Origin of the sequence: Mycobacterium sp. 663a-19, from assembly GCF_035616495.1 — a bacterium.
GTDB lineage: Bacteria > Actinomycetota > Actinomycetes > Mycobacteriales > Mycobacteriaceae > Mycobacterium.
The window spans coordinates 162278-188548 of sequence record NZ_JAPJAV010000004.1 but is presented as its reverse complement, the minus strand read 5'-3'; the positions used below and the strand labels follow the sequence as shown (position 1 = coordinate 188548).

Annotated in this window: 31 protein-coding genes; 15 read left to right on the top strand and 16 right to left on the bottom strand. The window is 66.5% G+C overall.

Features of this window, described 5'->3' with window-relative positions:
• The first annotated feature begins 70 nt into the window (after nt 1-70).
• A complete protein-coding gene (locus OQ968_RS09605; protein ID WP_324677056.1) occupies nt 71-1876 on the top strand; it encodes an N-acetylglutaminylglutamine amidotransferase in 1806 nt (601 codons plus the stop codon).
• On the top strand, nt 1873-3666 hold the full coding sequence (gene ngg / locus OQ968_RS09600) for an N-acetylglutaminylglutamine synthetase (RefSeq protein ID WP_324677054.1): 1794 nt from the start codon (nt 1873-1875) through the stop codon (nt 3664-3666). The genes OQ968_RS09605 and ngg overlap by 4 nt, the downstream gene beginning before the upstream one ends.
• A 631-nt stretch (nt 3667-4297) precedes the next feature.
• Here the strand turns inward: ngg and OQ968_RS09595 are convergent.
• Nucleotides 4298-4726 (bottom strand): type II toxin-antitoxin system VapC family toxin, encoded by a 429-nt coding sequence (locus tag OQ968_RS09595; protein ID WP_324677052.1) that lies wholly within the window; start codon nt 4724-4726, stop codon nt 4298-4300.
• Nucleotides 4726-4962, bottom strand: a complete 237-nt coding sequence (locus OQ968_RS09590) for a type II toxin-antitoxin system prevent-host-death family antitoxin (RefSeq protein WP_324677050.1) — start codon at nt 4960-4962, stop codon at nt 4726-4728. The genes OQ968_RS09595 and OQ968_RS09590 overlap by 1 nt, the downstream gene beginning before the upstream one ends.
• Before the next feature lie 264 nt (nt 4963-5226).
• Between OQ968_RS09590 and OQ968_RS09585 the strand changes: the two genes are divergently transcribed.
• Nucleotides 5227-5682, top strand: coding sequence for an MPT63 family protein (locus OQ968_RS09585; protein WP_324677048.1), 456 nt, complete (start codon nt 5227-5229; stop codon nt 5680-5682).
• 116 nt (nt 5683-5798) lie between these two features.
• On the opposite strand, the gene OQ968_RS09580 is transcribed toward OQ968_RS09585, so the two are convergent.
• The 4 genes from OQ968_RS09580 to OQ968_RS09570 all read right to left on the bottom strand — a co-directional run bounded on the left by OQ968_RS09580 (nt 5799) and on the right by OQ968_RS09570 (nt 8005).
• Entirely contained in the window at nt 5799-6407 is a 609-nt protein-coding gene (locus OQ968_RS09580; protein WP_324677046.1) for a hypothetical protein, read from the bottom strand.
• A gap of 277 nt (nt 6408-6684) precedes the next feature.
• Nucleotides 6685-7113 carry a type II toxin-antitoxin system VapC family toxin gene (locus OQ968_RS09575; RefSeq protein ID WP_324677044.1) on the bottom strand — a complete coding sequence of 143 codons (429 nt, stop codon included), beginning with the start codon at nt 7111-7113 and terminating at the stop codon, nt 6685-6687.
• Nucleotides 7110-7358 (bottom strand): FitA-like ribbon-helix-helix domain-containing protein, encoded by a 249-nt coding sequence (locus OQ968_RS24890; RefSeq protein WP_420715868.1) that lies wholly within the window; start codon nt 7356-7358, stop codon nt 7110-7112. Before OQ968_RS24890 ends, OQ968_RS09575 begins: the two co-directional genes overlap by 4 nt.
• A gap of 218 nt (nt 7359-7576) precedes the next feature.
• Nucleotides 7577-8005 carry a cellulose-binding domain-containing protein gene (locus OQ968_RS09570; RefSeq protein WP_324677042.1) on the bottom strand — a complete coding sequence of 143 codons (429 nt, stop codon included), beginning with the start codon at nt 8003-8005 and terminating at the stop codon, nt 7577-7579.
• A 145-nt stretch (nt 8006-8150) separates the two neighbouring features.
• Between OQ968_RS09570 and OQ968_RS09565 the strand changes: the two genes are divergently transcribed.
• Nucleotides 8151-8759, top strand: a complete 609-nt coding sequence (locus OQ968_RS09565) for a DUF7711 family protein (protein WP_324677040.1) — start codon at nt 8151-8153, stop codon at nt 8757-8759.
• 130 nt (nt 8760-8889) lie between these two features.
• The gene (locus OQ968_RS09560; protein WP_324677038.1) at nt 8890-9213 is read left to right on the top strand and encodes a DUF1905 domain-containing protein; all 324 of its coding nucleotides are present in this window, start codon (nt 8890-8892) and stop codon (nt 9211-9213) included.
• Nucleotides 9214-9261: 48 nt separating this feature from the next.
• Here OQ968_RS09560 and OQ968_RS09555 read toward each other — a convergent pair whose 3' ends face one another.
• Nucleotides 9262-10071, bottom strand: coding sequence for a PPOX class F420-dependent oxidoreductase (locus OQ968_RS09555; RefSeq protein ID WP_324677036.1), 810 nt, complete (start codon nt 10069-10071; stop codon nt 9262-9264).
• Between the two features lie 370 nt (nt 10072-10441).
• Nucleotides 10442-10750: a hypothetical protein gene (locus OQ968_RS09550; RefSeq protein ID WP_324677034.1), complete on the bottom strand. Its 309-nt coding sequence runs from the start codon at nt 10748-10750 to the stop codon at nt 10442-10444.
• Nucleotides 10751-10872: 122 nt separating this feature from the next.
• Here OQ968_RS09550 and OQ968_RS09545 point away from each other — a divergent pair, with 122 nt between their 5' ends.
• Together OQ968_RS09545 and OQ968_RS09540 are read left to right on the top strand one after the other, a co-directional pair.
• Entirely contained in the window at nt 10873-11310 is a 438-nt protein-coding gene (locus tag OQ968_RS09545) for a YybH family protein (protein ID WP_324677401.1), read from the top strand.
• Nucleotides 11311-11408: 98 nt separating this feature from the next.
• Nucleotides 11409-12272 (top strand): alpha/beta hydrolase, encoded by an 864-nt coding sequence (locus OQ968_RS09540; RefSeq protein WP_324677032.1) that lies wholly within the window; start codon nt 11409-11411, stop codon nt 12270-12272.
• Between the two features lie 14 nt (nt 12273-12286).
• Here OQ968_RS09540 and OQ968_RS09535 read toward each other — a convergent pair whose 3' ends face one another.
• Together OQ968_RS09535 and OQ968_RS09530 are read right to left on the bottom strand one after the other, a co-directional pair.
• The gene (locus OQ968_RS09535; RefSeq protein ID WP_324677030.1) at nt 12287-12682 is read right to left on the bottom strand and encodes a type II toxin-antitoxin system VapC family toxin; all 396 of its coding nucleotides are present in this window, start codon (nt 12680-12682) and stop codon (nt 12287-12289) included.
• Between the two features lie 6 nt (nt 12683-12688).
• Nucleotides 12689-12955, bottom strand: coding sequence for a type II toxin-antitoxin system prevent-host-death family antitoxin (locus OQ968_RS09530; RefSeq protein WP_324677028.1), 267 nt, complete (start codon nt 12953-12955; stop codon nt 12689-12691).
• 93 nt (nt 12956-13048) lie between these two features.
• On the opposite strand from OQ968_RS09530, the gene OQ968_RS09525 reads away from it, so the two are divergent.
• The 4 genes from OQ968_RS09525 (at nt 13049) to OQ968_RS09510 (ending at nt 16013) form a co-directional block, all read left to right on the top strand.
• Nucleotides 13049-13750 carry a DUF899 domain-containing protein gene (locus OQ968_RS09525; protein WP_324677026.1) on the top strand — a complete coding sequence of 234 codons (702 nt, stop codon included), beginning with the start codon at nt 13049-13051 and terminating at the stop codon, nt 13748-13750.
• A complete protein-coding gene (locus OQ968_RS09520; protein ID WP_324677024.1) occupies nt 13747-14223 on the top strand; it encodes an SRPBCC family protein in 477 nt (158 codons plus the stop codon). The genes OQ968_RS09525 and OQ968_RS09520 overlap by 4 nt, the downstream gene beginning before the upstream one ends.
• A 106-nt stretch (nt 14224-14329) precedes the next feature.
• On the top strand, nt 14330-15322 hold the full coding sequence (locus OQ968_RS09515) for a GGDEF domain-containing protein (RefSeq protein ID WP_324677021.1): 993 nt from the start codon (nt 14330-14332) through the stop codon (nt 15320-15322).
• A gap of 97 nt (nt 15323-15419) precedes the next feature.
• Nucleotides 15420-16013: a cyclic nucleotide-binding domain-containing protein gene (locus OQ968_RS09510; RefSeq protein WP_324677019.1), complete on the top strand. Its 594-nt coding sequence runs from the start codon at nt 15420-15422 to the stop codon at nt 16011-16013.
• 7 nt (nt 16014-16020) lie between these two features.
• Here OQ968_RS09510 and OQ968_RS09505 read toward each other — a convergent pair whose 3' ends face one another.
• The 4 genes from OQ968_RS09505 to zwf all read right to left on the bottom strand — a co-directional run bounded on the left by OQ968_RS09505 (nt 16021) and on the right by zwf (nt 21886).
• On the bottom strand, nt 16021-16815 hold the full coding sequence (locus OQ968_RS09505) for a transglycosylase SLT domain-containing protein (RefSeq protein WP_420715880.1): 795 nt from the start codon (nt 16813-16815) through the stop codon (nt 16021-16023).
• 110 nt (nt 16816-16925) lie between these two features.
• Entirely contained in the window at nt 16926-18935 is a 2010-nt protein-coding gene (locus OQ968_RS09500; protein WP_324677399.1) for a glycoside hydrolase family 172 protein, read from the bottom strand.
• A 50-nt stretch (nt 18936-18985) separates the two neighbouring features.
• Nucleotides 18986-20221, bottom strand: coding sequence for an osmoprotectant NAGGN system M42 family peptidase (locus OQ968_RS09495; protein WP_324677016.1), 1236 nt, complete (start codon nt 20219-20221; stop codon nt 18986-18988).
• Between the two features lie 165 nt (nt 20222-20386).
• Nucleotides 20387-21886 (bottom strand): glucose-6-phosphate dehydrogenase, encoded by a 1500-nt coding sequence (zwf, locus tag OQ968_RS09490; RefSeq protein ID WP_324677014.1) that lies wholly within the window; start codon nt 21884-21886, stop codon nt 20387-20389.
• Nucleotides 21887-21982: 96 nt separating this feature from the next.
• Between zwf and OQ968_RS09485 the strand changes: the two genes are divergently transcribed.
• The 4 genes from OQ968_RS09485 to OQ968_RS09470 are packed head-to-tail and all read left to right on the top strand — an operon-like array spanning nt 21983 to nt 24914.
• Nucleotides 21983-22642 (top strand): cutinase family protein, encoded by a 660-nt coding sequence (locus OQ968_RS09485; RefSeq protein ID WP_324677012.1) that lies wholly within the window; start codon nt 21983-21985, stop codon nt 22640-22642.
• Nucleotides 22643-22654: 12 nt separating this feature from the next.
• Entirely contained in the window at nt 22655-23314 is a 660-nt protein-coding gene (locus tag OQ968_RS09480; protein ID WP_324677010.1) for a DUF1345 domain-containing protein, read from the top strand.
• A gap of 35 nt (nt 23315-23349) precedes the next feature.
• Nucleotides 23350-23898 (top strand): thioredoxin family protein, encoded by a 549-nt coding sequence (locus OQ968_RS09475; protein ID WP_324677008.1) that lies wholly within the window; start codon nt 23350-23352, stop codon nt 23896-23898.
• Nucleotides 23889-24914 (top strand): D-2-hydroxyacid dehydrogenase family protein, encoded by a 1026-nt coding sequence (locus OQ968_RS09470; RefSeq protein ID WP_324677007.1) that lies wholly within the window; start codon nt 23889-23891, stop codon nt 24912-24914. Before OQ968_RS09475 ends, OQ968_RS09470 begins: the two co-directional genes overlap by 10 nt.
• 19 nt (nt 24915-24933) lie before the next feature.
• Here the strand turns inward: OQ968_RS09470 and OQ968_RS09465 are convergent, their stop codons facing one another.
• The gene (locus OQ968_RS09465) at nt 24934-25215 is read right to left on the bottom strand and encodes a DUF732 domain-containing protein (protein WP_420715867.1); all 282 of its coding nucleotides are present in this window, start codon (nt 25213-25215) and stop codon (nt 24934-24936) included.
• Nucleotides 25216-25350: 135 nt separating this feature from the next.
• Nucleotides 25351-26166, bottom strand: a complete 816-nt coding sequence (locus OQ968_RS09460; protein ID WP_324677004.1) for an MOSC domain-containing protein — start codon at nt 26164-26166, stop codon at nt 25351-25353.
• Between the last annotated feature and the right edge of the window lie 105 nt (nt 26167-26271).

Here is a 26271-nt window from a genome sequence, read left to right as displayed (position 1 = left end):
CGCTCCCCATCGAAGGCGGCCCGCGAGGTGGCGTGCGCGCGGCGGAACGACTCTCGGTAGGCTGGACAAGATGTGTGGAGCCACCGGTGAGGTGCGACTCGACGGCCGGGTGCCCGATTTGGCCGCGGTATCGGCGATGGCCGTTGTGATGGCAGCCAGGGGGCCGGACGGGGCGGGTGCCTGGTCACAGGGCCGGGTTGCCCTCGGTCACCGTCGTCTGAAGATCATCGACCTGACCGAGCACGGCGCCCAGCCGATGGTCGATTCCGAGTTGCGCCTCGCGCTCGCGTGGAACGGCTGCATCTACAACTACAAGGAGTTGCGCCGCGAGCTCGTCGACCACGGCTACCGGTTCTTTTCGACCAGCGACACCGAGGTGCTGATCAAGGCCTATCACCGCTGGGGCGACGACTTCGTCAGCCGCCTCAAGGGGATGTTCGCCTTCGCAATCGTGGAGACCGACAGCGGTCGAGTGTTGCTGGGTCGGGACCGGCTCGGTATCAAGCCGCTGTACCTGACTCAAGACGCTCAGCGGATCCGGTTCGCCTCGACTTTGCCGGCATTGCTTGCCGGTGGCGGCGTGGACACGCGGATCGACCCCGTCGCGCTGCATCACTACATGTCGTTTCACTCCGTCGTGCCGGCACCGCTGACCATCCTGCGTGGTGTGCGCAAGGTCCCGCCCGGTTCGCTCATCGCCTTCGAGCCCGACGGCACACGCACCACGACCACGTACTGGACGCCCGACTTCACCAGGCGAGCCGATCGGTCGGACTGGTCCGCACGCGACTGGGAGGACGCGGTGCTGTCCTCTCTGCGTGTCGCGGTGGAGCGCCGACTCGTTGCCGACGTGCCGGTCGGCTGCCTGCTCTCGGGCGGCGTCGACTCCAGCCTGATCGTCGGTCTGCTCGCCGAGGCCGGGCAGCATGGGCTGTCCACCTTCTCGATCGGCTTCGAATCGACCGGCGGGGTCGCCGGTGACGAGTTCCGCTGGTCGGACATCATCGCCGAACGCTTTGGCACCGATCATCATCAGATCCGCATCGGAACCGACCGCATGCTGCCCGCGCTCGACGGGGCGATCGGCGCGATGAGCGAGCCGATGGTCAGCCACGACTGCGTCGCCTTCTACCTGCTCAGCCAGGAAGTGTCGCGCCACGTCAAGGTCGTGCAGTCGGGTCAGGGCGCCGACGAGGTGTTCGCCGGCTATCACTGGTACCCGCCGATGTGTTCACCCGCCGCGGCCACCCTGGAGGGCGCGGTCGCGCAGTATCGAAGCGCCTTCTTCGATCGCGACGCGGCCGGGGTTGCGGCGCTTCTCGGGCCGGGTAACGCTGTCCCTGGTGATCCCAGTGTGCGTTTTGTCACAGAACATTTCGCGCAGGCGAACGCAGATACCGGTGTCGACCGGGCGCTCCGGCTCGACACGACGGTGATGTTGGTCGATGACCCGGTGAAACGAGTGGACAACATGACGATGGCCTGGGGATTGGAGGGCCGGGTCCCATTCCTCGACCACGAGCTGGTCGAGCTGGCGGCCACCTGCCCGCCGGAGCTGAAGATCGCGCAGGGCGGCAAGGGAGTCCTCAAAGAGGCCGCGCGGCGGGTGATCCCGTCGGAGGTGATCGATCGGCCCAAGGGCTATTTCCCGGTGCCCGCGCTGACTCACTTGGAGGGCCCGTACCTCGATCTGGTTCGCAATGCGCTGTATTCGCCCGAGGCCAAGGAACGCGGGCTGTTCGACACCGACGCGGTCGACGCGCTGCTGGCCGATCCCAACGGCCGGCTGACGCCGCTGCGCGGCAATGAACTCTGGCAGATCGCTTTGCTCGAACTCTGGTTGCAACGCCACGGTGTGACGGGAGCTGCGGCATGACCGCCATCGAACCCTCAGAGGACAACCCCGAGGCGATCACACTCAGCCTGCACGACGCGTCGCCGTCGCACTTGGCGGAGGCGATGGCCGAGGACGTCGAGCTCGAATTGGGTTGGGGGCGACTTATTTTCGGCCAGACCTTCGTTGATGCCGGCAAGCTGACCGAGGCGTTGCGCCGGGAAGCGCCCGGGCGGCGTGACATCTGCATCTACGCGCACGAATCCCACGTGGTGGTCGCCGGGTCCCCGAGTGAGCTGTTCATCGACCCCAGCCATACCTACCGGCTGCGCTTCGGCGAAACCGATCAGCAGGACCTGACGCCCTCGCCGCTCGGCGTCACCGTGCGCACACTGAGCGGCCCCGACGATGCCGATGCGATGAACCGCGTGTTCGTGCGTTGCGGGATGGTACCCGCGCCGGTCGAGACGATTTGGGACAACCACCAGCACAAGGAGGCGGTAACCTACCTGCTTGCGGTGCGCGACAACGACGGTGCCGTGGTGGGCACCGTCACCGGTGTCGACCATGAGTTGCTGTTCAAGGATCCCGAGCGAGGATCCAGCCTGTGGACACTGGCCGTCGACCCCGGGGCGGCTCTTCCCGGAATCGGTGAGGCGCTGACCCGGGCCCTGGCCGAGCACTTCCGCAGGCGGGGCCGTGCCTACATGGACCTGTCGGTGGCGCACGACAATGCCGGCGCGATCGCCCTTTACGAGAAGCTCGGCTTTCAACGCATCCCGGTGCTGGCCATCAAGCGGAAGAACGCGATCAACGAGCCGTTGTTCACCCCGCCACCCGAGACGGTCGAGGATCTCAACCCCTACGCCCGGGTCATCGCGGACGAGGCGCTGCGCCGCGGCATCTGGGTCGAGGTCCTCGATGCCGAAACGGGCGAGATGCGACTTACCCACGGTGGCCGCACGGTGATCACCCGCGAATCGCTGTCCGAGTTCACGTCGGCGGTCGCGATGTCCCGTTGCGACGACAAGCGTTTGACGCGACGCCTGGTCTCGGGGGTCGGCATCAATGTGCCCCGCGCCCGGTTGGCCACCTTCGACAAGACCGACTTCGACTTCGTCACCGAGGTCGAGGAGGTCGTCGTCAAACCGACGCGTGGCGAGCAAGGCAACGGGATCACCGTCGGCATCACCGTCGACGACGGTCCCGACGAGCTCACCGCCGCCCTCAGAAGGGCGCGCGCTGAATACCCCGAGGTGCTGATCGAGGAGCGGGTGCCCGGTGACGATCTCCGGCTGGTCGTCATCGACGGCCGAGTGGTCGCCGCAGCGCTTCGGCTGCCGCCCGAGATCATCGGCACGGGCGACCACAGCGTGCGGGACTTGATCGCGGCCGAGAGTCGACGGCGTTCCGCGGCCACCGGCGGCGAGTCCCGCATCCCGCTCGACGACGTCACCGAGGCGACGGTCGCCGAGGCCGGCTGGGCGCTGGATGACGTGCTGCCCAAGGGAACTCGGCTCCGCGTCCGCCACACCGCCAACCTGCACCAGGGCGGCACGATCCACGACGTCACCGCGCAGGTGAACCCGGAGTTATGTCAGGTCGCGGTGGCGGCGGCCGAGGCGATCGGTATACCGGTGACCGGGATAGACCTCATCGTCCCGGATGTCACCGGCACCGAGTACGCCTTCATCGAAGCCAACGAGCGACCCGGGCTGGCCAACCACGAACCACAGCCCACGGCGGCGGCCTTCATCGACTACCTCTTTCCCAGCCAGCCGGGCAATCCGCTCGCCTGGACACCCGAGGAGGCCCAGCACCTGCGTGACTGACCGCCCGTGCGCCCCAGGGGATTTCATCACTGTGACGATTCGGTGGGGTAGTAGCGGGTCTGGTCGGGCCCGGGCAGGAGAGGGACCTGACTGGAGTTGGACGCCTGCCTTCCCGGCACCGACGAGGCGGAGGCCGCCGCCGTGGCCGCCGGGCGTTGCGTGTTAGCGCGCCGTGGACGATGAGTGGTGATCAGCCGCGCTGAGGTCTGCTGGGCCGACCTCGGACCGGGTTGCGGTAGGGACTCAATAGCCCTGCACCACAAGGCAATTCGTCACTGTGACGTTATGATGGCGGTACGAGGGGAGAAGGGCGGATGGTCGCTCGCCGACTGAGGGGGCAAGGCCAGCCTGTGGCGGCGTCCACGCTTTCGGCTGACGAGTTGATTTCATTGAGTGATTGAACTGTGTACGTCAGTCGCTGTATGAACAACCGCGAGTCCGTCGGGGAATGAGTAGGCAGAATCGTGTTCAGATCGCCAAGGTGCGGGTGCCACTTTCACTTCAAAGCGCCTGCTGCGACAAGTACCGATAAGCGACACTATGTCAAGTAATTATCGCATATTGCATCAGACGAGCGAGCACGCTTATCCCCTGTGCTGCAGATCATTCCGTGCATTGCAAGGATGCCGGCTTAGGGCTGGACGTGATCCGGATGTGGGACAGCGCGTAGCTCTAGTTGCGGGATTGCGTCGAAGTCTGCCGGTTTGCAGCTATATAACGGCAGGCCATATGCGATCGCGCTAGCAGCGATCAGGGCATCGAAGGCCCGTGCGGCGGGCTTGCGGCCAGACGCTCGCAGTGCAGCGGCGACTGCGCCAAATGCGCGCGCCGACTCGGCATCGAAGGCCAGGACGTCGAAGTCCGATTCGGCCTGCTGCAGATGTGCCTGTCGTGCCGCACGATCCTCTTCACGCCGGGCGACGTGAGGCCCCACAGATAACTCAGCCAGGGTGATGGCGCTGATCAAGGATTCGTCGGGAAGCGTCGCAGGATCCTCAATCCGCCCAAGCACGATCACCGTCGACGTATCGAGGATTCCTTTCGTGGCCACTGAGGTCATCACAGCGATGTATCGAGCGCGACGTCGATATCGCGACGCAGTACATCTGGATCGACTGGCGGCAATCGCTTCCTTCGTTCGATGAGTTCGGCAGGTCCAGCGCTGCGGCTCGGCACCGGGCGCAACTCTGCGACGGCGCGGCCGTCACGGGTGACGATAAGGCGCTCACCGCGCTCCACGCGGTCGAGCACTTCCCCACCCTTGTTACGGAGCTCGCGCACGGTAACTGATCGCATGTGCGCCATTGTATCACCGGTGAGACGGCACGCCAGCCTCATCTGTCCGGTCTGCCGGCTTCGTCACGGGGGTCGTGTTTCCGGTGGATGGCGGGGTCAGCGCCCCCAGCGGGCAACCGCACGTCCAGGTGGCGGCGGGTCGCGCGTCGCGCTGGCGCACCAGCTACTGCCCGCTCGGGTTTGAAGTTCCGGGCTGTGGATACACCTCACAGGTGAATCAGCTGCCGCTCGCCGACAGCTAGCGCCTCATGAAGGGAGCCTGACGTGGCGTTCTCACACATTGCATCGAAAACGACGGCAGCGACAGCTGTACTGGCGGCAGCCGGAATCCTCGCGGCGACACCGGCATTCGCAGATCCACAAGTGCTGCGATTCGGCCAGATGGCAGAGCTTTCCAGTAATGGTGGCACGATCGACTACACCGTGAGCAATCTGCAGCCCAGCGGCCACAACGACGGCATATGGTATTCCGACGTCACCGCCAAAGGTCTGAGCGGCAACGCGATTCCGAACATTGCCGACTTCAACGCTCGGGCCGTGAACAGCTCCACGTACGCGGTGATGAAGGGCAACCAGATCGACGGCCTTCCTGAGGGGCCACTCCCCTTAGGCAGCCCTGTTACGGGACGCATTTACTTCGACGTGCGCAACGGTACGAACCCCGACAGTGTCGTCTACCGGGACGCCGGAGGGACGGACAAGGTCGTCTGGAAGAGCTAACGACTCGCCCACTAGTGAGGAGACTCGCGCCACGCCCGCCGACTGGTGGTGGTGCGAACCGTTTCAATCCCAACCGCCACCGACGACCAACTAGGTTGGCCAGCGCCTGATTCCGGCTACAGCCCGGACGGTACAGCCTTGCCGTTTACCGTCACCTCGACCTGGCCGGTTTTCGGGTTGTACCCGATGGTGCCGTGCTCGAAGTTCGACACGAGCAGATCGCCGACGGCGTTCTGGTCGCTGGTAGGGAAGCCCAACGGACCTGCCGAACCGTTAGTGCCGGTGATCGCGGGCACGCCGTCCGGGTTGCGTGGGACATTCCAGGCCTCGCGGATTTTGCCCAGCGTGATATATGCGGGCGTGCCGGTCTCGTTGTTCCGGGCTGTGATCACGCCGCCCTGGAACTGCTGGAATACCAGGCCGCTCTCCCGTGTCCCCGCGTTGCGGTCACCCGTTAACGGCTTGCCGAGAGCCTTCTTCTGGTCCTCGGTTGCCGATGAGTACTTGGCAGCGATCGGGCCGGTCAGAGTCACCTCGACGTCGGCCTCCCCGATGAGCTTCACCTCGGTGGGCTGCGCTGGGGCTTTGGGCGTGGAGGTGGCGTTCACCCCAACCCGAGGCGGTGTCGACGCGTCGACGCTCTTGCCATTGCTGCAGCCCACGGTGATCAGCGCGACAGTGGCCAGGCCGACGACTGCCGTGTGTCGGTATGCGTTGGTTCTCATGGACTTCCCCTCGCGTCTTCCGGTGGTGGATCAAGTTTCGGCTGACCTCCCGTCCGGCCGGGACTGTAATCGAACCAGTTGAGTGGCGCGGGCCGGTCGCGGTCATTGGCTCCGAACGAACTTACGCCGCGGGCATCGACGGCGAGCCAGAGCACCTGAGTAAGGCTCAACCTGCACGCGACTCGGCCGCTTCTTCCACAAGCGCAGATGACCCCGTTTCGGACTGTGCCCCAACAATTTACGTATGTGGGCCGTCGTCATTGAGCCATGTTGGCGGTTACCTCGCGGCGGCGTCCCACGGATTCACCGTGTCGATACCGGTGTCGACGAAGTCATCGACGTTGCGAGTCGCGAGTCGAACGCTCCAGTTGCGGCAGATTGCTGCTATCTGGGCGTCCGCCATACTGATCGGGCGTCCGGTCCGTTCGCGGGACGCAACGATTAACGCGTAATGCGTGGCCGCCGACGCATCAAACGACAGAATCTGGTCCTGAAAATCCTCTGCCAGCACTCCCTCGACCTTGATGTGCAGTTCCCGCTTGCGGCGGCCGTCCCGCAACCGGGCAACTCCGTACATGAGCTCGGCCGCCGTAACGGCGGTGACCAGTACATCCGAGGCGGGGAATGCGTCAACCCAACTTGCGACGCGGCGTTCTGGTGCCTTCCGCATCAACTCCGACAAGACATTGGTGTCAAGGACGATCATCCGCCAAACTCCGCGGCTCGTGGGCGCTCCGTTCGGGTCGGCAATTCAAGCTTTGTGCCCCCGGCGACGTCAGAGAACCGCCGTCGAATCCGTGTAGCCATCCCCGGACCACCCGACGAACGCTCCAAAACAGTACGCAAGATCTCTCGCACCTCGGATTCCATGGAGCGACCGTGCTCAGCTGCGCGCACACGGAGTGCCGCTTTGAGGTCGTCGTCAAAATCGCGAATCGTCAGCGTTGCCATTAGCCCTCCTGTGCTGTCATTGCAGTCAATGCTAGCACTGCTGTCGAGAGTCGTCAGACCATCGATGGACGCAAGTCGTGATGATCTAAAGATGGAACAGTGCCACCGGTACTCCCCCGCAAGGGGATTTGTGAGTAGACCCATTTCCTGGTCCAGTCGCCGTACGGCCAGGGGTCGGCGGGTTTCGGAGCTGGCGAGCCTCGGTGCGCGTCGGACTCTTAGGCGCAGGGATATTGCCCGTTGAGCACACAATTCGACGGTGGCACGTATGAACCGCTCAGCACGCCCCTGAAACCACCCGTGGCTGAACCTCCGGGTGAAATGGTGCGATTCCAATTCGCGGGCGCGAGAACATAGTGCGTGCCAGATTGGGCGAACGTGCTATTCCACGTGTGCGAGATACCTTCTCCCGCCGGCAAGTCGAATTCAATCTTCCAATCGCTCAGCGGCACGGTGCTCAGGTTGGTGACGGTGAAGTGGGCGATGAAGCCGGTCTGCCACGTATGTTCCACCGACAATGTGGCCGTGGCCGCAGCCGCATGAGCTGCGGGACTGACGGCGAGTCCGAGGATGGCGATCATCAATGCCGACACGGCTACGTGAAGCGCTGTGCGCCAGCGCTTCACGCAATTGTCCAGTCCGACCATAGCGGCAACACTAAAGCCAAACAGGTGATATCGGCCCTCGCATCGCGGGTACGCTGCAGCACCTTTGCTCAACTGAAACCGTCATGAAATGTTGGCCTCGAGGCGCGACCGCCACGGCGATCGACCGACGTGTTTAGCTAGCGGCATGAAACGTTCGACGGCCATCGGGCATCTCGTCGAGATGGCGGAGGTCGCCTCACAGTGGCTGGAAGTCGTCGACCGACGTGAATGGCCCCTGACGGAAATGTGGGTGACCGGCGAGCTGCTTTCATTGGCAGCCACTCTGGACGCGGGAACGGTCGTGCTCGTCCTCGATCTCCCCGCTGAGGAACTCCCCTGGCTGGCCAAGCATCCCACCGGTGAAGCGATCGGTCACCAACTACGACTGGGTAAGCGGCCAATGCTCTGGTGCTACCGACCCCGCGCGTGGCCGGTGTGGAGCTATGAGCATCGACGGGTGGCGAGGTTCTGGTCCTCCGAAAGCGGCGTTGATGAACCCGCGATTGAGGCGCTCCGATCACGGCGCCTTGAGCACCTAACCGTCGTCGAGCCGTCCGACGACGAACTGACGACACAGCTGCATAAGGAGTTCGCAGTGTCCCGGGAGCACCTCCGGTCGGTTCTCGAGGGCTACTGGGACCGCGACTGGCGCCGACGCCACAAGGGCTATGACGAATCTCCGGAGGACCACCTGTGGCGGGCGGCGACCGCTGTGTCGGAAATGCTGGACGCCATCGGCGACCCGAAGCGGTGACGAGCTGCGTGGGCCCATCGCTATGGATGGCGCATCAGTGCATGGCATACGCGGCATAGTCATTGCATGAATCGCATCCGCTTGAGCACCGCCTTGAGCCGCCAAGTCATTTGGCCGTCATCCTGAAGGAATGGTGCAGTATCGCGATCCCGGGTCAGTCGTCTTCGATGCTGTGATCGAAAACCCCGGCGGCCCAGGAGCCTACGTAACGTTCCCCTTCGATACGGTCGAAGTCTTCGGTGTGCGGGCGCGCGTGCCGGTGAAAGCGCGGTTCGACGACCGCGTGGCCTACACCGGCTCGCTGGCCCCTTACGGTGGTCAGCATCGGCTCGGCGTCCGCAAAGATATCCAGCAGTCCTTGGGCAAGACCCACGGTGACACCGTTAGGGTCGAGTTGGTCCTCGACACCGAGCGCGCTGACGTTGCCGGTGACGACAAGTCGGGAAGAACCTGACGCCGCTGTCCCGACAAAGACGCGAATGCGCATAGGCAGAGTTAGGAGTCAGGGCCGAGATTCGGGCACCGGCGTCAACTCGGCGTGTATCGTGCGGCCGAACTTGAACCCCAGGAGCCGGTGCAGCGACGGCACCAACACGCCGTGCAGGATCGGATACTTCTGCCGCAGCAGGCGCGCCGCCTTCCGATACTCCTGCCCGTCCAGCAGCCGCACGGTGCCGGGGTGCGTTGGTCCGATCGGTTTGCCCGATGCCGTCGACGGGCCGAATTCGACGCTGGCGTTACGTCGAAGCCGGCGCACCTTGATCGCCCGCTCGAAACTGCGAAAGTAGGCGCGATCTCCGTCCACCGCGATGCTGACGGGGCTGGAGCCGGGCGTGCCGTCCTTGCGAAAGGTGGTGAGGCTGATCGTCTTTTGCCGCACGAATGGCGCCAACGTCGAATTGGTCGCCGTGCCAACGGTGCCCAGAACATAGCCGAGTTGGCGCAACCGCAGCGCGAACGCCAGCGCCAGTGCCACTGACATCACACCGAGAATCCACGCTTGCGCGGGCGAGCCGCCCACGTCCAGGTCCACAACGTGGTTCACCGTGTGCACGGTGTTCGCCACAAGGAATCCGGCGAGCGCGGTGGCCAGCGCGTCAGCCCAGATCAGCGCGAGCAGCAGGGTGGCGCCCAAACCAAGCTGGAACGCACCCACGTCATGCAGGAAGTGCCGGTGCGCCTCGAATCCGACGGCGTCGGCGAACGAATTCGGATCGATCAGGCACCAGATTCCAATGCCGGCGGTGACCACCCCGACCGCCGCGGTCACCGCGACCAGATATATCCGCGCCAGCCTGCCCAAAGGTTTCATCGTGCTGCCCTCCCGGTAAAGCGTTCGTCTCTTCCTTAGTCGCTAGACGGAACAGGGCATCGATATGTGACGTGAGGCGCGACCGACGAGCCCGGCCTCCCCTATCGCCGACGGTTGAACCCGACGCGCTGGGCGTTGCGCTGCTCGATTACTCGCTTCTGATGACGTTGGTGTGCCGCCCACCATGCCCGCAGGGCGTGAACATCGATCGGCGTAGTGGGCTCGTCGAAGGGCGATGGTGCGCTGTACATGGGCCTTGGTTCCCTACTCAATTGTAGACGGTTCCGTTCACTATTAACCGAGAGCGTACTCCGGTCGGTGAGGGAACGCCAGCGGCTACTAACGGGCTTTTCGGAGGGCACGTGTCCGCCTAGCCGGCCGGCGGTACGACGGGCGGACGGCAGACGTTGGCGCCCGGATCCCACCACCAGCCGTCGTCGCATGCCAGCGGTTGCGGGCCGACGCCGAGGGGCCGGCATACGTTTGCCGTGGGGTCCCACCACTGGCCCGGGTCGCATGCCAGGGGTTGCGGTCCGACGCCCAGCGGCCGGCAGACCTTGCCGGTCGGGTCCCACCACTGTCCGGGGTCGCATTCCTCGGCCAGCGCAGTGCCCGGGGGTCGCACGGCGGCCAGCGCCACCATGGCGACGGGAATCAGGTAGCGGACGAACGGGCTCATCGCAAACCTCCCCCGGGGCGTATGCATTATCGAACCGGTCCCAGGCGCACAGGTCAAGAGCGACATGCGCGATTCAGCCGATGCTCCCACCGGGGCGCCCGGCTACCGTGAATACCGTGACCATGGCTTGCGGGGCTGCCGAGGCTGACGTTCGGCAGCGGATTGAAGCGCTAGTCGCCGCGATTCGCGCCGGGGATCTCGCGGCGGTGATGTCGATGTACGCGACAGATGTCGTGTCGTTCGATGTCGAGCCACCCCTGCGACACGTGGGAGCAGAAGCGAAACGGAAGAACTGGGAGCGCGTGTTCGCGGCGTATCAGCACCCGCTGGGTTACGAGGTTCGCGACCTCGCCATCACCGTGCGTGACGACGTGGCGTTTGCGTACAGCCTCAACCGGCTCAGCGGCACGCGCACGAACGGAACCACGACCACCGGTTTCTGGGTCCGGGTGACGATGTGCCTTCGGAAGGTCAACGGCGACTGGTTCATTGCGCACGACCACGCGTCGGCACCCCTGGACCCGGCGACCGGCGCCGCGCTGCTGAACCTGGAGCCGTGACCGGAATGTTGGCAGTGTTTGGCAGTCCGCGGGGTGGCCCTGGCAGCAGCCGTTGAGCTTCGATTCGGGTATCGAACGCTCAAGGAGGAATAACCGACATGGCACAACTCGCACTCCGGCAGGCCACCATCGAATACCAGGAGTTCGGACCAAAGGATTCACCGCATCCGCCGGTACTGTTCGTCCACGGCATCCTGGTCGACGGGCGGCTGTGGCGGGAGGTCGCCGACGGCCTGGCGCGCCGCGGTTTCCGCTGCATCGTCCCGAATTGGCCGCTGGGTTCCCACACCATCCCGGTCGCGGAGCGCACGGCGCTCTCGCTGCCGGGGGTCGCAGAGATGGTCAATGACGCGATGGTCGCCCTCGATCTTTCGGATGTGACGCTGGTCGGCAGCGACACCGGAGGTGGAATATGCCAACTGGTGGTCGACGCCCACCCGGACAGGATCGGCCGGCTGGTGCTCACCAACTGCGACGCCTTCGACAAGTGCCCGCCCTTCCCGTTCGACATCGCGTTCGGGCTGCTTCGTGGGCCCACGTCGATCAGGGTGCTGTTCACCCAATTGCGGCTGCGGATGCTGCGCCACTCGCCGCTGGGCTTCGGCCTGTTGATCAACGATCCGGATGCGGTCCTCACCGCCAGTTGGCTGCAACCCTGCCTCGCGGACTCACGCATCTGCCGCGACCTGGCGGCGTTGCTGCGTCAGGTGGCCGCGTTCGATCTCACCGACGTGGCCACCCGTCTCCCCCGGTTCACCAAGCGGGTCACGCTGGTATGGGGACAACGGGATCGCTGCTTCACCCCGGTCTTGGGTCGACGCTTGGCGGGCTTGTTCGGCAATGCGACCCTGATCGAGGTGCCCGACGCGAAAACCTTTGTTGCCCTTGATTGTCCGGATGCGGTCGTCGATGCGATAGCCGCGATCAACGCTCGGAAATCCGGGGTTCAGCGTCAACGCTGAACGCTCGGCGGCGCCTAGCGCGGCGATGCCGTCGTCAGCCCGAGGTCGGCTGCCGCCGAAAGCATTCGAACGTCATAGGTGACCACGGCCCGCAATGTGTCACCAGCTCGTTGCGCGGCAACAAGATGGATGGCGTCGAGGCTGCGCAGGCCAAACGGTTGCAATGTGCCCGCGTCGTCGAGGACTTGACGAGTCGGCAACACCATATCCAGGGCAGCCAAGAGCTTTCGAGCATCGGCGATGGCTCGAGGTCCATTCAGTGCGACCGCGCGCACGAGCTCGGTGCGCGCCAAAGCCGCCGAGAAGAGGGCGTCCTCACGTCGCTCATTGAGATAGGACCGCAGCGCTGGTGACTCATCCTCGGCGACAACGAGTTTGACCAAGGCAGAGGTGTCCAGGTAGATGCGCATCTGCGGCTAGCGTTCGTTGCTGCGCAATTCCTCGAGGGACTTAGACGCGCTGTGCCGGTATGCGCGGGGTTCGATGTCATCGACGCTCACGGGACGAGCCGCTCTAACCACCTCACCGGTGGTGATGAGGTCTTGCCAGGGATCGCCCGTGATCGGCACGAGGCGCGCAACGGGGCGGCCACGGTCGGTGATCTCGATCGACTCCCCCGTCGCCACTTCTGCGAGGTACTTACTGGCGTTCTGCCGCAGCTCACGCACCCCGATAGCTTTCATGTGCTACATGATAGCACATTGTGGTCGCGCCGATGAATTTCGGCAGCGCCGGCAGTCAGACCTTCCAGACGGAAGAAATCGAAAGGTGGACCCATGACCTCGCAGCACATACAAGCTCTGCCACCCGTCGTCGACCACCAAACCTGGCGCGCCGCGCTCGACGAACTGCGCAAGCGCGAGAAGGCGGCCACCCGGGAACTGGATGCGATCGCCGCCCAGCGGCGGCGTCTGCCGATGGTCGAGCTGCCCGACTACACGCTGATCGGCGCCGACGGGCCGGTCCGGCTGGCGGATGTGTTCGATGGCCGCTCGCAGCTCATCGTCTACCACCACATGTGGTCGGACGGCGCGGAGTGGCAGTGCGGCGGGTGTACCGGCTTCACGTCGCAGTTCACCCGGCTGGAGTTTCTCGACAACTACGACGCCCGCTTCGTCATCGTGACCAACGGGCCGATCGACGAGGCGCTCGCCTACAAGGCGAAGGTCGGCAACCGCATGGAGTGGTACTCCTCGTCGGAGAGCAGCTTCGGCGCGGACATGGACGCACCACCGAATGGGGGCTTCGCGGTCAACGTGTTCCTGCGCGACGGCGACACCGTGTACCGCACCTGGCACACCAACGGGCGGGGCACCGAGCAGCTCAGCCACACGTTCGGCCTGATCGACATCCTGCCCTGGGGCCGGCAGGAGGAGTGGCTCGATTCGCCTGAGGGCTGGCCGTCACGACCGACATACTCGGGTTGGCTCGGCTCCCCCGATATCGCCCGGGCCTACGGACCCAAGGACAACTCATGACCGCGACCACCGAACGCTACGTCGTCACCCGCACCATCCCCGCCACCGCTGCGACAATCTTCGCCGTCCTCGCCGACCCGTCGCGCCATCGGGGCACCGAACCCACCGACTGGGTACGCGAAGCGGTGGACACCGCGCCGATCACCGGGGCCGGACAGATGTTCGCGATGAACATGTATCTCACCCGGGCGGGCGGCGACTACGTCACATACAACCTGGTCAACGTCTTCGAGAAGGACCGTGCGATCGGGTGGATGCCGGGCGTGCTCGACGACAACGGCAACCACAGTCCCGGCGGTTGGTTCTGGCGCTACGACCTCGCTCCGAACGGCGACGGCACCGACGTCACCCTCACCTATGACTGGACCGCGACGCCGCAGGATTTCCGCGACCGAGTCGGTGGGATGCCCATTTTTCCGGAGGACTACCTCGCCGCTTCCCTGGCGACCCTCGAGCAATCCGTCGCGGGCTAACTCGGCCCGCTAAGGTGGCCAATTCGCACGACGAGGGCCCTATCCTATTGACGTGTTGTGGGGCGTGGAGCCTGAGCCGTCAGCGAGGCGCATGCACGCAATCGGCGTGATCGCATTCCTTGTGCTGCTCGTGCTGTACGCCGCGGCCGCGGTGCACGCCCGCGGTGGCGGGGTCGACGCTGCGCTGTACTGGCTCCTCGGCGCGGCCGCGGTGCTGGCGGGGGCCGCGGTCCTGGTCGGCCGGCTGCGCAGGTGGCAAGAGCGGCGCGACCTGCTCGTCTGGTGGCCGGTCGCGGCGCTGCTCGTCACGGCCATCGCAGGGGCCATCGAACCGCGCGCCACCCAGGACTTCCCCGGCACGGTCACGATCGCGTTCGCCTATATCGGCCTCACTTGCCCGCGCTGGCGATCGCTCGTGGTCCTTCCCCTCGGCGTGGTGGCTTTCGTCCTGGGTACCGCCAAGGTCCTGCCCGGCGCAACGGTGACCGTGGTGTTGGCCGCGATCATGTGGGTGCTCGTCGCGGAGGTCCCGGCGTGGCTGGTCGCCCGGTTAGAGCAGCAGAGCGCGATGCTCCGCGAGATCGCGCAGACCGATGCCCTCACCCAGCTGCTCAACCGGAGCACGCTCAGCCCCCGGCTGTCGATGCACGCCAGGGGGTCGTCCGTCGTGCTCATCGACCTTGACAACTTCAAGCAATACAACGACCGCCACGGCCACGAGGGCGGCGACCAACTACTGGTCACCTTCGCCGATGCGCTGCGCAGCTCGGTCCGCGAGGACGACGTCGTCTTCCGTATCGGCGGCGACGAGTTCCTCCTCATGCTCGTCGGCGCCGACCGCGCCGAGGCCGAGCGGGTCCTGGAACGACTCCGCCAGCGCTGGTCCGAAATGGGGGCGCCGGTCGGCTTCAGCGCGGGGATCGCCGTGGGTGAGCAGGACCTGCTGCGCCTCGCGGACGAGCACATGTACGCCAACAAGCGCGCCCGTGACCTGCCCAGCGAATTGACCCGACACGAGCCGCCGGGTCAGCGCGTTACCGCCTCGAACGTGGACTCGAATGTGGAGATGCAACGCGAGGAACCCGGTCGGGCTGTCTAGTCACGCGGGCGGTGCAAATGCGAAAAGCAAACTGATCTGCTGAAACCAGCGTTAGGCTCCTCGATGTCACGGTCACATCGCGCATCGGGAGCCCGCTATGAAGTCAGACCCGAAGTCGGACGCGGAGCAATCGGGCAAATACGCCCGCCGGCTACGTGAATTCAGCGCCTTCGACAAGTTTTCCGATGATGAGCTGGACCGTCTGGTCCGAGCAGCGCATCACACTTCTCGGTCGGTGCCATGGCCGCTGATTCGCGAGCAGACCCCGTCGCACGACTGTTTCATCCTGCTCAGCGGGGAGGTGGGCGTGTACGTCGGCGACGACCGCATCGCCGTGTTGGGGCCCGGCGAGGTCATCGGCGAATCCGCGCTTCGCCGTGGGAAATTGCGCTCCGCGACCGTGACGACGATGGGGCCGGCCGAGGTGCTGCGGATCGAGCGCGACGATCTCGACCGCTTGCTCAAGCAGATACCCGCCCTGCGTGAAACCATGGAAGCGACCGCCGCGCGACACGCGCCCGTCGCGCCGCCGCCGAAGCCGAAACCGGCACGCTCCAAGGTGAACGCCTCGGTCCCGACGGAGCTGGTCGAGCGGTTCGAACGGGCGGCCGACGCCGCCGGCGTCGGGGTCGCGGGCGCGCTCGAGGCGGCGCTCGCCCAGTGGATCGAACGCAACGGCGCACCGAAGTAGCGGAGGCTTATTGCGGGTGGTTCGCCAGGTACTCCCCGACCGGGATCGGTGACGTTGCGGCGTAGCCGATGGGCAGCAACACGTCGCCGGCGGTCGTGTAGCAATAGAGGTCCCACCGGTAATAGTCGGCAAACGCGGCGGGATCGGCGGCCAGCAGCGTCGCATATTGGTTGACCGCGCGCACGTATTCGTTTGCGTGGTTGTACCGGTAGATCGCGTGATCGCGATCGTTGGCGAAGCCGTTGGCGGCGAGGTAGCGGCCCGCCGCCAGGATGCTGTCGTGCGGCGACTGGATGTCGCCGCCCTGCCCATAGGTTGCGAACGTCGGCGGCAGGAATTGCATGGGTCCTTGCGCGCCGGCGGTGCTTGTGCCGACGATGCTGCCGAACCGGGTCTCGATGAAGTTGATGGCGGCCAAGTAGTTCCAGCCGACGCCGGTTTCCGACTCCGCCTGGTGGTAGTAACCCAGCAACTGGTCGGCGGGGGCAGGGGGCTCCACGCGCCACGCGGGCAGGGTGTCCCGCACCGGTGTCATCGCGGAGAGCTGGCGCCGGGCATCGACGTTGCGGTCGTAGACATCGATCAATTCCGGCGGGATCCGCGGTCGTGTCGTCGCATTCCATTCGGGGTGCCGCCCGATCGCGCGATAGGCCGCCTGTTGACGGTGCGCCGCGGCCACGAGCGCTGCCTCCCCCGTCGACGGGTCGTGCAATGCGTGCTCGTCCGCCACAAGGTCGTCGGCCAGCTGCGCGGGGTCCGACGCCAGGCGCGGCTGCGCGCCGGCCACCGCCGTCGGCTGCATGGACCCGACGAGTGCGAAGACGATCGCACCGAGCACGAGCCAAGAAGCCCAGCTGCGGCTCATGGTGCTCACCTCCGTCGTCGGCGTACGTCAACGGTAGCCATACCCGCCTACGACCCCGTCAGTGCGTCCACGCGGTAGCGGCCGGCGGTCCACGGCGGGGCGCTGGGAAAGGGCGTGAGGGTGACGGCGATGCGGTCCTTGCCCGCGGTGAGCGACTCGGGCACCAGGAACGTGTCGTCGAGCCAGCGGTGAAAGGTGTTGCTGCGCGGCTGCAGCCAAGTGCCGGCGCGCACCCCGTCGATGGCCACGTCGGCCGATTGGTAGCCAATCGCCTGGTCGGACGTGCGGCGCAACAGCACGCCGTGGTTGTCGGGACGGATCTGGGCATTGAAGGTGATCGCGCTCTGGGTGGCACGGACCAACCCGGCCACGGGCCGGGCGTCGTCACTCCCCTCGTACGTGCCGACCAGCATCTGGTCGGCGGCGTCGGCGTCGGTATAGATGTGCAGGATTCGGCTCATCGGGTCGGAAGGGACGATTTCGTCGCCGCGCGCGGTGGTCTCGTTCGGTTGCGTGTAAAGGAATGCCGTTGAGCTGTAATCGGGTTCGACCAGGTTCCGCTTGCCGTGCTCGATGCCGAACCGGATTGCGGAGTGGTAGCCAACGGCGTCGGCGAGCATGAGGCGATAGGTGGCGACGCAGTAGTCCGCGCATCCGCCGGCCTGCGTGCGCTGATCGGGTTGACCGGTCAACGGGTCGCTGAAGTGCGTGCCGCCCTTGAAGTACCAGCCGCCCTCGTAGAAGTCCTCGGTGCCGGTGCCGTACCACTGGGGCGACGCGGAACCGTCGGTGTACACGCGTTCGGCGCCCTCGAGAAAGTAGGGGGCGTCGTCGCTGAAGGACGTCCTGATCCGGGAGCCCCTGATGGTGTGGCTGACGCCGACGAACTTGCCGTGGCCGGGCTCGTCGGCGAACACCCAGTCCTGTCCGAGCGCTGTCGGCCCGGCGTGCGAGCGTGCGGTGAAGTATCCGACACGGTCGCCGGCGATCGCGGGCCCCCACTGCGGATCCGGCGCGGTCACGACGTCGCTGTCGATCCCCGCCACCGGATCGGCCGTCGTGTTGACCAGGGTGACGCGGGCCGTGTGCGCGAAAGGCATCGGCCACCATTCCGACAACGACAGCGAACCGGAGGGTTGCGGAATCGCCGAGAACATCAGCGATTTCACGGTGTTGGTGCCCAGCCCGGCGCCGAAGAATTCCCCCAGTGGCGAGTCGACCGTGGTTTGGCCGTCGAACTCGATCTGCAGCCGCAACCCGGCCAGGAGCTGATCCGCCGGTTCCGGCAGCCGCAGCCGCAGCTCCGAAATCGTCGCCGGCCCAGCCGATTCCGCGATCGTCGACCCGGCGTCCGCGGGGACCTCGACCACCCGAGTGTTATGCGTCGCCGTGGGCGGCGCCGGTTTAGGATCGGCGGTGCCCCCGGCGCGCAGCGTGGCGATCACGTCCAGCGCGGGATCGGCGGGCGAAAAGGTGGCGACGCCGTCGGCGCTGGAAAACTGCCGATAGTCGACGTGGTAGTACTGCAGATTCTGCGCGACGCTGATCCGCATCGACTGCCGATACGGCATCGGCACCTTGATGTAAACGCCGGCCGGTGACTGCGCGGCGTCGGCGACCAGGGGCCACACGAATGGCGCACCCAGCTCGCCGTCGACCAACGATTGCAGCGGCGCGTCGATCACCGTCTGCCCATCCAGATCGATACGGATGGTTCCCATCCGGGTGACATTGCCGCCGTCGCGGGTGAACCAGATCGAGTCGACCTCGCCGGCGCCGCGATCCTCGGCGATGACGCAGCCGGCGCCGCCCGAGGCCAGGCATCCCCCGCTGCCGTTCTGGTTGCCGGTGGAGATGTCGAAGTCGCCGCCGCTGCGATCGAAGCTCGACACCTGCAGCGTCTGCGTGTCGGCGCTCAGGTACGGCAACCGGTCCAATCGGCGATAGGTGTCCCAGCCGACCAGCCTGTCGCCGGATCCGCCCGTGGCGCCCGGCTCGGCACGCGACGGGCCGGCGCCCGCGACACCGGCAATGCCCAACAGCAGCAGCGCGAACATCGCCCAGAACACCCGCGCGCCCATCGGTCGCGACTCGACCGCGTGTTCCGTCAGCTCTGGGGGCCTTGCGAGGGCGGCCACGGCGAGCCGGGCGACGGCTCGCCGGGGTCGGCATGCTCCCCGCGGGACAGGGGCACCCACTGCTCGCTCGGCGCCGGCTGCTTCGACGAGGGGAAGTCGCGCAGCTTGCCCGACGGCTTGGCGTCCCATTGGGCGAACGTCAGCGGCGTCTGCAGCCAGGCGTGCAGCAGGTTATACGTCGCCTCCAGCGAGTCCATGTGGGTGCGCTCCCAGCCGTGGCTGCCGTCGAGGCCGAAGCCGACCAGGGCGGCCCGGGTGCCGGCACCCGCCTCGATCGCGGCGGCGGCGTCGGAACGGTAGTAGCGGAACACATCCCGCGCGTACGGTATGCCCCGCTCCTCCGCGAGCCGGCAGAGCTTTCGGGTCAGGTGGTAGTCGAACGGGCCGTGCATGTCGGCCATCGGGATCGTCACGCCGTCCTCGATGGACTGCTGGCCGGGCGCGCACACCGCGTTGTCCACCGAGATGAGCTCGGCGGCGTCCGCGGGCAGGCCGTGGCTGGCGCCGTGGCCGACCTCCTCGGTGATGGTGACCATGATCATGGTGCGGTGCGGCAGCACCACCTTGTTCTCGCAGAAGTTCTTGGCCAGCGCCAGCGCGATCGCGATGCCGGCCTTCCCGTCGAGGTGTCGGGAAACGATGAAGCCGTCTGCGGTGAGCTCGGGGCTGGTGATCAACGCGACGAAGTCGCCGACCTGCAGGCCGAGCCGGACCAGGTCCTCCCGCGAGGACACCCTGCGGTCGACGCGCACCTCGACGTTGTCCCAGTCGGTGGGCTGGGTGTCGATCTCATGGCCGAACGCGTGCCCGCTGGACTTGAGTGGCAGGACCGTGCCGGTGATGAATTCGTCGGGGTCGTCGGGGAAGATCCGCACGCGGGCGCCGGCGGCGAACCGCGCCGAGAAGGTGCCGACCGGCACCACCTCGAGTCGGCCGTTGTCCTTGAGCCTGCGCACCATGCACCCGATCGTGTCCGCGTGAACCACCAGCGCACGATCGGTGGTCGGCGACTCCCCCGCGAGCTCGGCGGTCAGCGCCCCCCGGCGGGTCAGCGAGAACGGGACGCCGAAGTCATCGAATATGTCGCCGATCAGCTGCATCACCGCGTCCGTTCGCCCCGACGGGCTCGGGGTCTGCAGCAGCGCGAGCAGCGTGTCGACCATCCACGCGCGGTCGACCTCGGCCATCGCCGCGGTTTGGCGCAAGGTGTCTCCCTTCGCGGTTGTGCGGAATCGCGTTCAACCTACCGCGTGGTCAGCCGATATAGGCCGGGCGGGCGCTAAGACTTGCCCAAGACCCGCGAGCGCGCTCATCTGTACGCCGACACGCCGTTCAGGCCGGCATTTTGAGGACGCTCGGCAAGAGGCCGGCTAGCGTCTCGACTCGCGCCATCCCCGCTCGAACGGCAACCGCCACGCGTTGGGCGCGATCAGTTGGTGGATGGCGTTGGGACCCCAGGTGCCGGGCTGGTACATCTTGGCCGGCGGCGGGTCGTCGAGCAGTTCCTGCGAACGCTCCCACAGCGATTCGATGCCCTCGGCGGTGTTGAACAGCGTGTGGTCGCCCCGCATCGCGTCGAGGATGAGCCGCTCGTAGGCCTCCAGCACGTCGACGACGGTCTCGATCTCCTGCGAGGAAAACTGCATGGACAACTTGTCCAGCTTCATCCCGGGGCCCGGCCGCTTCCCGTAGAACGACAGCGAAACCCTCGAGTTGTCGGCGAGATCGAAGGTGAGGTGATCCGGGCCCTGGGTCCCCACCCCCGACCCGGGCGGGAACATGGTGCGGGGCGCCTCCTTGAACGCGATCGAGATGATGCGGATGCCCTCGGCCATCTTCTTGCCGGTGCGCAGATAGACCGGCACGCCGGCCCAGCGCCAGTTGTCGATGCCGACCTTGAGCGCGATGAACGTCTCGGTGTCGGAATCCTTTGCCACCCCGGCCTCTTGGCGGTACCCGTTGTACTGGCCGCGCACCACGTTCGACGGCTTGACCGGCAGCATGGAGCGGAACACCTTGTTCTTCTCCTCGCTGATGGCATACGGCTCGAGGGCGGTCGGCGGTTCCATCACGACGAACGCCATCACCTGGAAAAGGTGCGTCACGACCATGTCCTTGTAGGCGCCGGTGGCCTCGTAGAAGTTGGCGCGCTGGTCCAGACCGAGGGCCTCGGGAATGTCGATCTGGATGTGATCGATGAAGTTGCGGTTCCAGATCGGTTCGAACAGACCGTTGGCGAAGCGGAACGCCAAGATGTTTTGGGCCGCCTCCTTGCCCAGGAAGTGGTCGATCCGGAAAATCTGGGATTCCTCGAATGTTTCGTGCAGGAAGTCGTTGAGCGACACCGCGCTGGCCAGGTCGGTGCCGAACGGCTTCTCCATGACAACGCGGGACCGCTCGACGAGCTTGGCGTCGCGCAGCATGATGATGACGTCGCGGGCAGCCTTCGGCGGGACCGACAGGTAATGCAGCCGCCGCACGTTCTGGCCCAAGTTCATCTCGGCTTCGGCGACGGCGGCCGCGAGGGCTTCGGGCCCGGCCGATTGCGGGACGTACCTGACGATCTTTGCGAAGCTGGCCCACTCTTCGGAGGTGAGCTTATGCATGCCGAACGAGTCGATCGCGTTCTTGGCCAGGTCGCGGAACTCGTCGTCGGTGAAGTCCTCCAGCGACGTCGCCACGATCTGGATGTCGGGCGCGAGCTCGGACTGATCCAGGTAGGCCAGGCCGGGCAGCAGCTTGCGCTTGGCCAGGTCCCCCGTCGCGCCGAACAGGACGATGACATGGGGGTCGAGCGGCTGCTCGCCGTGGCGGTGCGGGCGGGAGCCGGGCGCCGGGTACGAGATCGTCTGCGGTTTCTTGGTGGCCACCTCTGCGATACTTCCACCGCCGCGCCGCGTGTGCACGACCGGCGGCAGACCATCCGCCCGCGCCGCGGCCGCCGGCCGTATGTCAGGATTTCGGGCATGACTGCACGCAGCTTTGCCCGCATTGGCGGTGTTCTCGTCGCGACGATGTGGGCACTGCTCGCTGCGCCCCTCGGCGGCCCCGCCGCTTCCGCCGATCCATGCTCCGACGTCGCCGTCGTGTTCGCGCGCGGCACCCATCAGGAGCCCGGTCTCGGCAACATCGGACAGGCCTTCGTCGACTCGCTCACCTCGCAGGTCGGCGGGCGGTCCGTGGGGACGTACGCGGTCAACTACCCGGCGAACGACGACTACCACAACAGCGCGAACGCCGGCGCCAACGACGCCGCCGCCCACATCCAGGACACCGTCGCCACCTGCCCGAACAGCAGAATCGTGCTCGGCGGGTACTCCCAGGGTTCGACGGTGATCGATCTGGCCACCAACGCGATGCCCGCGTCGGTCGCCGATCACGTCGCCGCGGTCGCGCTTTTTGGCGAGCCGTCCAGTGGCTTTTCCACCATGTTGTGGGGCGGTCAGCCGCTGCCGACGATCAACCCGCTCTACGGCGGCAAGACCATCAGCTTGTGCGCGCCCGACGACCCCATCTGCTCCGGGGGCGGCAACATCATGGCGCACGTGTCCTACATCGACGCCGGGATGACCAACCAGGCCGCGACATTCGCGGCCAATCACCTCAACCAGGGTCCGCGCACGTAGCGACTGCTCACTGTGGCTGCGGCAGTGCCCCTGGTCAAGTTGTTCCGCGACACCGTCGCGGTTCGGATGTCGGTGGCCGTGGCGCTCGGCGTCGCCGTCGCCGTCGTGGTCGGAAACACGGCCGGCTGGCGGTTCGCGCTTGTCGGCTGGGTCGTGACGGCCGGGGTGTACGTGGCGTGGACGCAGCTCATCCTGTTCGGGATGGATGCGGAGCAAACCCGCACCTGGGCGACGCGGGAGGATCCCACCCGCTGGGTCGCCGACGCGGTCATCCTGTCGGCCAGCGTCGCGAGCGTCGCCGGGGTCGGCTATGTGGTGGCCGCCGGGACGCACACCGGCGCTCGAGCCATCACGGCCGCCGTTCTGGGCGTCCTGACGGTCGCGGCGTCCTGGTTCGCCGTCCACACCCTGTTCACCGTGCACTACGCGCGGCTCTACTACACAGACCAACCCGGCGGGATCAACTTCCACGACCCCGAGCCGCCCCGCTTTCGGGACTTCGCGTATGTGGCCTTCACCATCGGCATGACCTTCCAGGTGTCGGACACCGAGATCGGGCTGACCTCCATCAGGGCGACGGTGTTGCGCCACGCGCTGCTGTCCTACCTGCTCGGCGCAGTGATCCTGGCGGTCACGATCAACTTGATCGCGGGGCTGGGCTCCAAGCTCTGATCGGTCCGGTGCGTCGTGGCGGTTAGCCTGGCGGAATGGCAATCGAGTCCACCATGCTCGCCCTCGGAACCCCCGCGCCACGATTCACGCTGCCCGACCCGGCCACCGGCGCCACGGTCAGCCTCGACGACCTCACGGGCCCCGCGCTGGTCGTGACCTTCATCTGCAACCACTGCCCGTACGTCCAGCACGTCGCGGCCGGGCTCGCCGCGCTCGGGCGCGACCTCGCCGAGCGGGGCGTCGCGATGATCGGCATCTCCAGCAATGACGTCGTCAGCTACCCACAGGACGGGCCGGATCGGATGGTCGCCGAGGCCCGCCGCCACGGCTGGACGTTTCCGTACCTCTACGACGAGACCCAGGACGTGGCCCGCGCCTTCTCCGCCGCGTGCACGCCGGACACCTTCGTCTTCGACGGCGAGCGCCGGCTGGTCTACCGCGGCCAGCTCGACGACTCGCGGCCGGGGAACGACCTGTCGGTGACGGCTGCCGACGTCCGGGCGGCGGTCGACGCCGTGCTCGCCGGGCGACCGGTCGACCCGGACCAGCGCCCGTCGATCGGGTGCGGCATCAAGTGGCGCTGAACCCGGCGCGCGTCGGCGGCCACCGGGTGGCGATACTGGACGACTACGCGGGCGTGGCCCTCGAACTCGCCGACTGGTCACAGGTGCAGAAGCAATGCGAGGTCAGCGTCTTCGAGCGGCACCTTTCCGAAACGGAGGCCGCGGACGCATTGCGGCCATTCGATGTGGTTTGCACCCTGCGCGAGCGGATGGCGTTCCCGCGCAAGCTCATCGAGCGGCTGCCGAACCTGAAGCTGATCACCATCGTCGGCAAGACCCTGCCGAACTTGGACATGGCCGCGGCCACCGAACGCGGGATCCTGGTCGCCCACACGGATTTCGCCCACCCGCGATTCAGGTCCGTCCGCGATGCGACGCCGGAACTGGCGTGGGGGTTGCTGATCGCGACGGTGCGCAACCTGGCCGAAGAGCATCGGCGCATGCGGGAGGGCGCGTGGCAGACCACCACCGGTATGACGCTGTCCGGCAAGACGCTTGGGCTCCTCGGCCTGGGCAGGGTCGGCACGCGCATGGCCGAATACGCGAAAGCCTTTGGCATGCAAGTCATCGCGTGGAGCCAAAACCTCACCGGTGAGGCTGCCGCGGCCGTCGGCGCGCGCCGGGTCGACAAGGCGGCACTGTTCGAACGGTCCGACGTGGTGTCCATCCACCTGGTGCTCTCGCAGCGCACGCGGGGCCTGGTGGCCGCGCCCGAGTTGGCGCGGATGCGGCCCCACGCGTACTTGATCAACACGTCCAGGGGCCCGATTGTGGACGAGGTGGCCCTGGTCGACGCGCTCAGGGCCGGGCGCATCGCCGGAGCCGGCCTCGACGTCTACGACATCGAACCGCTCCCCCCGGATCATCCATTGAGACGGCTGCCGAACGTGACACTGTCTCCGCACCTGGGCTATGTCACCCGCGAAATGCTGAGCGCCTTCTACCCCGACACCGTCGAAGCCGTGGCGGCATGGTTGAACGGGACACCGATCAGGATCGCCAACCCAGAAGCGTTGCGGCGGCAAATCTCGAATTGAGGGAATTCGGCCCGTCGGATCAACCCGGGCAATAAGTCGATTCCGCGGCGCTCACCATGGACGTGACATCCGCGAACGAGATGCCCTTCGCGCCCAAAGTGGAATGGATGTCCGAGGCGATCGCGTCCGGCGTCTTGCCCGCCATCCGGTCGGCGCAGATTTGGTGACCCATCGCGACGATGTCGGAGTCGTCCCCCGCCGGCCAGGTGAAGCCGAGGGTGTGCATTTTGGCGAGGAATGCGTCATCGGTGCCATCCGCGGCGGCAATCGCGGTGCTCGTAAGAAGGGCGGCACCAACCATCACGGGAATGGACAGCCTGGCCAGCCAGCGAGGTGAGGGCATTTGACCCGCTTCCTTTCTTCGGGGCGTTGAGGATGCTCAAGTATGAGCGTTCAAAGAGGCGCAAATGTGAAAAATGGGGAAAGCTGTTATTTTCTAGGGCAATGTGTGTAAATCCAGCGTGACCGGGTCGCCGACGCGGATGACCCCCTCCCCGACCACCGCGAGGTAGACCCCCGCGCAGGGCTGCGCCCCGGAACCGCCTGCCTGCAAACGGTTTTCGGCCGCGGGCCTGCGAAGCGCCTGCGGAGCTCGCGCGAGCGGCCCGTGCTCGAGCGTGGGCACCACGCAGCGAGACGTGGACGCAAGGACGCGCAGCCGCGCCTCGCCGACGGTCAATTCCCGCCCGAGCCAGTCGTGTTCGGCGTATGGCGGGTGACCCGGCGGGGTCGCGATCACCAGGTTGGGCCGGTAGCGCAGCGCCTCCACGCCGATGTGCTCGAGCGTGGCCGTGGTGATCGCGTGCAGCGGGGCATCGTCGGTGAACGAGTCGCCCGGGGTCGCCTGGCCGATCTCGACGAAGCGGCCGGCGACGTCGGCGTCCAGTCCGAGCTCGAGCAGCTTCTCCGGGTCCGGGCGTTCCAGCGTTGCGCCGTCCGGTCGTTGACCGATCAGCCGGACCGCCCGACCCAGCAGCCGCGACAGCAGCTCGTCCACGCCGGGGTCATCGGCCGCGACGCTCGTCCCGTCGGGCAGCCCGATGTTCACCCGCCCGGCGCTTCCGTTCGCGGTGCACTTCAGCAGGCCGCGCCAGAGCCGGGCGTTCTTGGCGCTGGCCACGTACCCGGTGACCGCGTCGACAAGCGCCAGCCGCCGGTCCCCTTCCGCGCCTCGCTCGTCGACGAACAGGCTGCCCACCACCTCGCCGAGCATCGATTTCACCGGGTAGCGGCGCAAGCTCGCGACCCGCATCTGGTCTTCCACGCACATCCCCGCTCGGCGACACCGCACACTGTCAAAGACCAGTATGCGGCCGCCGCGGCTGTCCCAGAACCCGGCCGGCCAACGCGGCGCGGG

What these genes read in the sequence shown, in the direction of transcription:
- OQ968_RS09520 (WP_324677024.1), top strand. Translation starts at nt 13,747, where the DNA reads ATGACCGCGACCACCGAACGCTACGTCGTCACCCGCACCATCCCCGCC.
- OQ968_RS09605 (WP_324677056.1), top strand. Translation starts at nt 71, where the DNA reads ATGTGTGGAGCCACCGGTGAGGTGCGACTCGACGGCCGGGTGCCCGAT.
- OQ968_RS09485 (WP_324677012.1), top strand. Translation starts at nt 21,983, where the DNA reads ATGACTGCACGCAGCTTTGCCCGCATTGGCGGTGTTCTCGTCGCGACG.
- OQ968_RS09510 (WP_324677019.1), top strand. Translation starts at nt 15,420, where the DNA reads ATGAAGTCAGACCCGAAGTCGGACGCGGAGCAATCGGGCAAATACGCC.
- OQ968_RS09560 (WP_324677038.1), top strand. Translation starts at nt 8,890, where the DNA reads ATGGTGCAGTATCGCGATCCCGGGTCAGTCGTCTTCGATGCTGTGATC.
- OQ968_RS09465 (WP_420715867.1), bottom strand. Translation starts at nt 25,215, where the DNA reads ATGGTTGGTGCCGCCCTTCTTACGAGCACCGCGATTGCCGCCGCGGAT.
- OQ968_RS09460 (WP_324677004.1), bottom strand. Translation starts at nt 26,166, where the DNA reads ATGCGGGTCGCGAGCTTGCGCCGCTACCCGGTGAAATCGATGCTCGGC.
- OQ968_RS09505 (WP_420715880.1), bottom strand. Translation starts at nt 16,815, where the DNA reads ATGCAGCCGACGGCGGTGGCCGGCGCGCAGCCGCGCCTGGCGTCGGAC.
- OQ968_RS09565 (WP_324677040.1), top strand. Translation starts at nt 8,151, where the DNA reads ATGAAACGTTCGACGGCCATCGGGCATCTCGTCGAGATGGCGGAGGTC.
- OQ968_RS09535 (WP_324677030.1), bottom strand. Translation starts at nt 12,682, where the DNA reads ATGCGCATCTACCTGGACACCTCTGCCTTGGTCAAACTCGTTGTCGCC.
- OQ968_RS09580 (WP_324677046.1), bottom strand. Translation starts at nt 6,407, where the DNA reads ATGAGAACCAACGCATACCGACACACGGCAGTCGTCGGCCTGGCCACT.
- OQ968_RS09540 (WP_324677032.1), top strand. Translation starts at nt 11,409, where the DNA reads ATGGCACAACTCGCACTCCGGCAGGCCACCATCGAATACCAGGAGTTC.
- OQ968_RS09590 (WP_324677050.1), bottom strand. Translation starts at nt 4,962, where the DNA reads ATGCGATCAGTTACCGTGCGCGAGCTCCGTAACAAGGGTGGGGAAGTG.
- OQ968_RS09595 (WP_324677052.1), bottom strand. Translation starts at nt 4,726, where the DNA reads ATGACCTCAGTGGCCACGAAAGGAATCCTCGATACGTCGACGGTGATC.
- OQ968_RS09550 (WP_324677034.1), bottom strand. Translation starts at nt 10,750, where the DNA reads ATGAGCCCGTTCGTCCGCTACCTGATTCCCGTCGCCATGGTGGCGCTG.
- OQ968_RS09475 (WP_324677008.1), top strand. Translation starts at nt 23,350, where the DNA reads ATGGCAATCGAGTCCACCATGCTCGCCCTCGGAACCCCCGCGCCACGA.
- OQ968_RS09545 (WP_324677401.1), top strand. Translation starts at nt 10,873, where the DNA reads ATGGCTTGCGGGGCTGCCGAGGCTGACGTTCGGCAGCGGATTGAAGCG.
- OQ968_RS09570 (WP_324677042.1), bottom strand. Translation starts at nt 8,005, where the DNA reads ATGGTCGGACTGGACAATTGCGTGAAGCGCTGGCGCACAGCGCTTCAC.
- OQ968_RS09525 (WP_324677026.1), top strand. Translation starts at nt 13,049, where the DNA reads ATGACCTCGCAGCACATACAAGCTCTGCCACCCGTCGTCGACCACCAA.
- OQ968_RS09555 (WP_324677036.1), bottom strand. Translation starts at nt 10,071, where the DNA reads ATGAAACCTTTGGGCAGGCTGGCGCGGATATATCTGGTCGCGGTGACC.
- OQ968_RS24890 (WP_420715868.1), bottom strand. Translation starts at nt 7,358, where the DNA reads ATGGCAACGCTGACGATTCGCGATTTTGACGACGACCTCAAAGCGGCA.
- OQ968_RS09500 (WP_324677399.1), bottom strand. Translation starts at nt 18,935, where the DNA reads ATGTTCGCGCTGCTGCTGTTGGGCATTGCCGGTGTCGCGGGCGCCGGC.
- OQ968_RS09530 (WP_324677028.1), bottom strand. Translation starts at nt 12,955, where the DNA reads ATGAAAGCTATCGGGGTGCGTGAGCTGCGGCAGAACGCCAGTAAGTAC.
- ngg (WP_324677054.1), top strand. Translation starts at nt 1,873, where the DNA reads ATGACCGCCATCGAACCCTCAGAGGACAACCCCGAGGCGATCACACTC.
- OQ968_RS09575 (WP_324677044.1), bottom strand. Translation starts at nt 7,113, where the DNA reads ATGATCGTCCTTGACACCAATGTCTTGTCGGAGTTGATGCGGAAGGCA.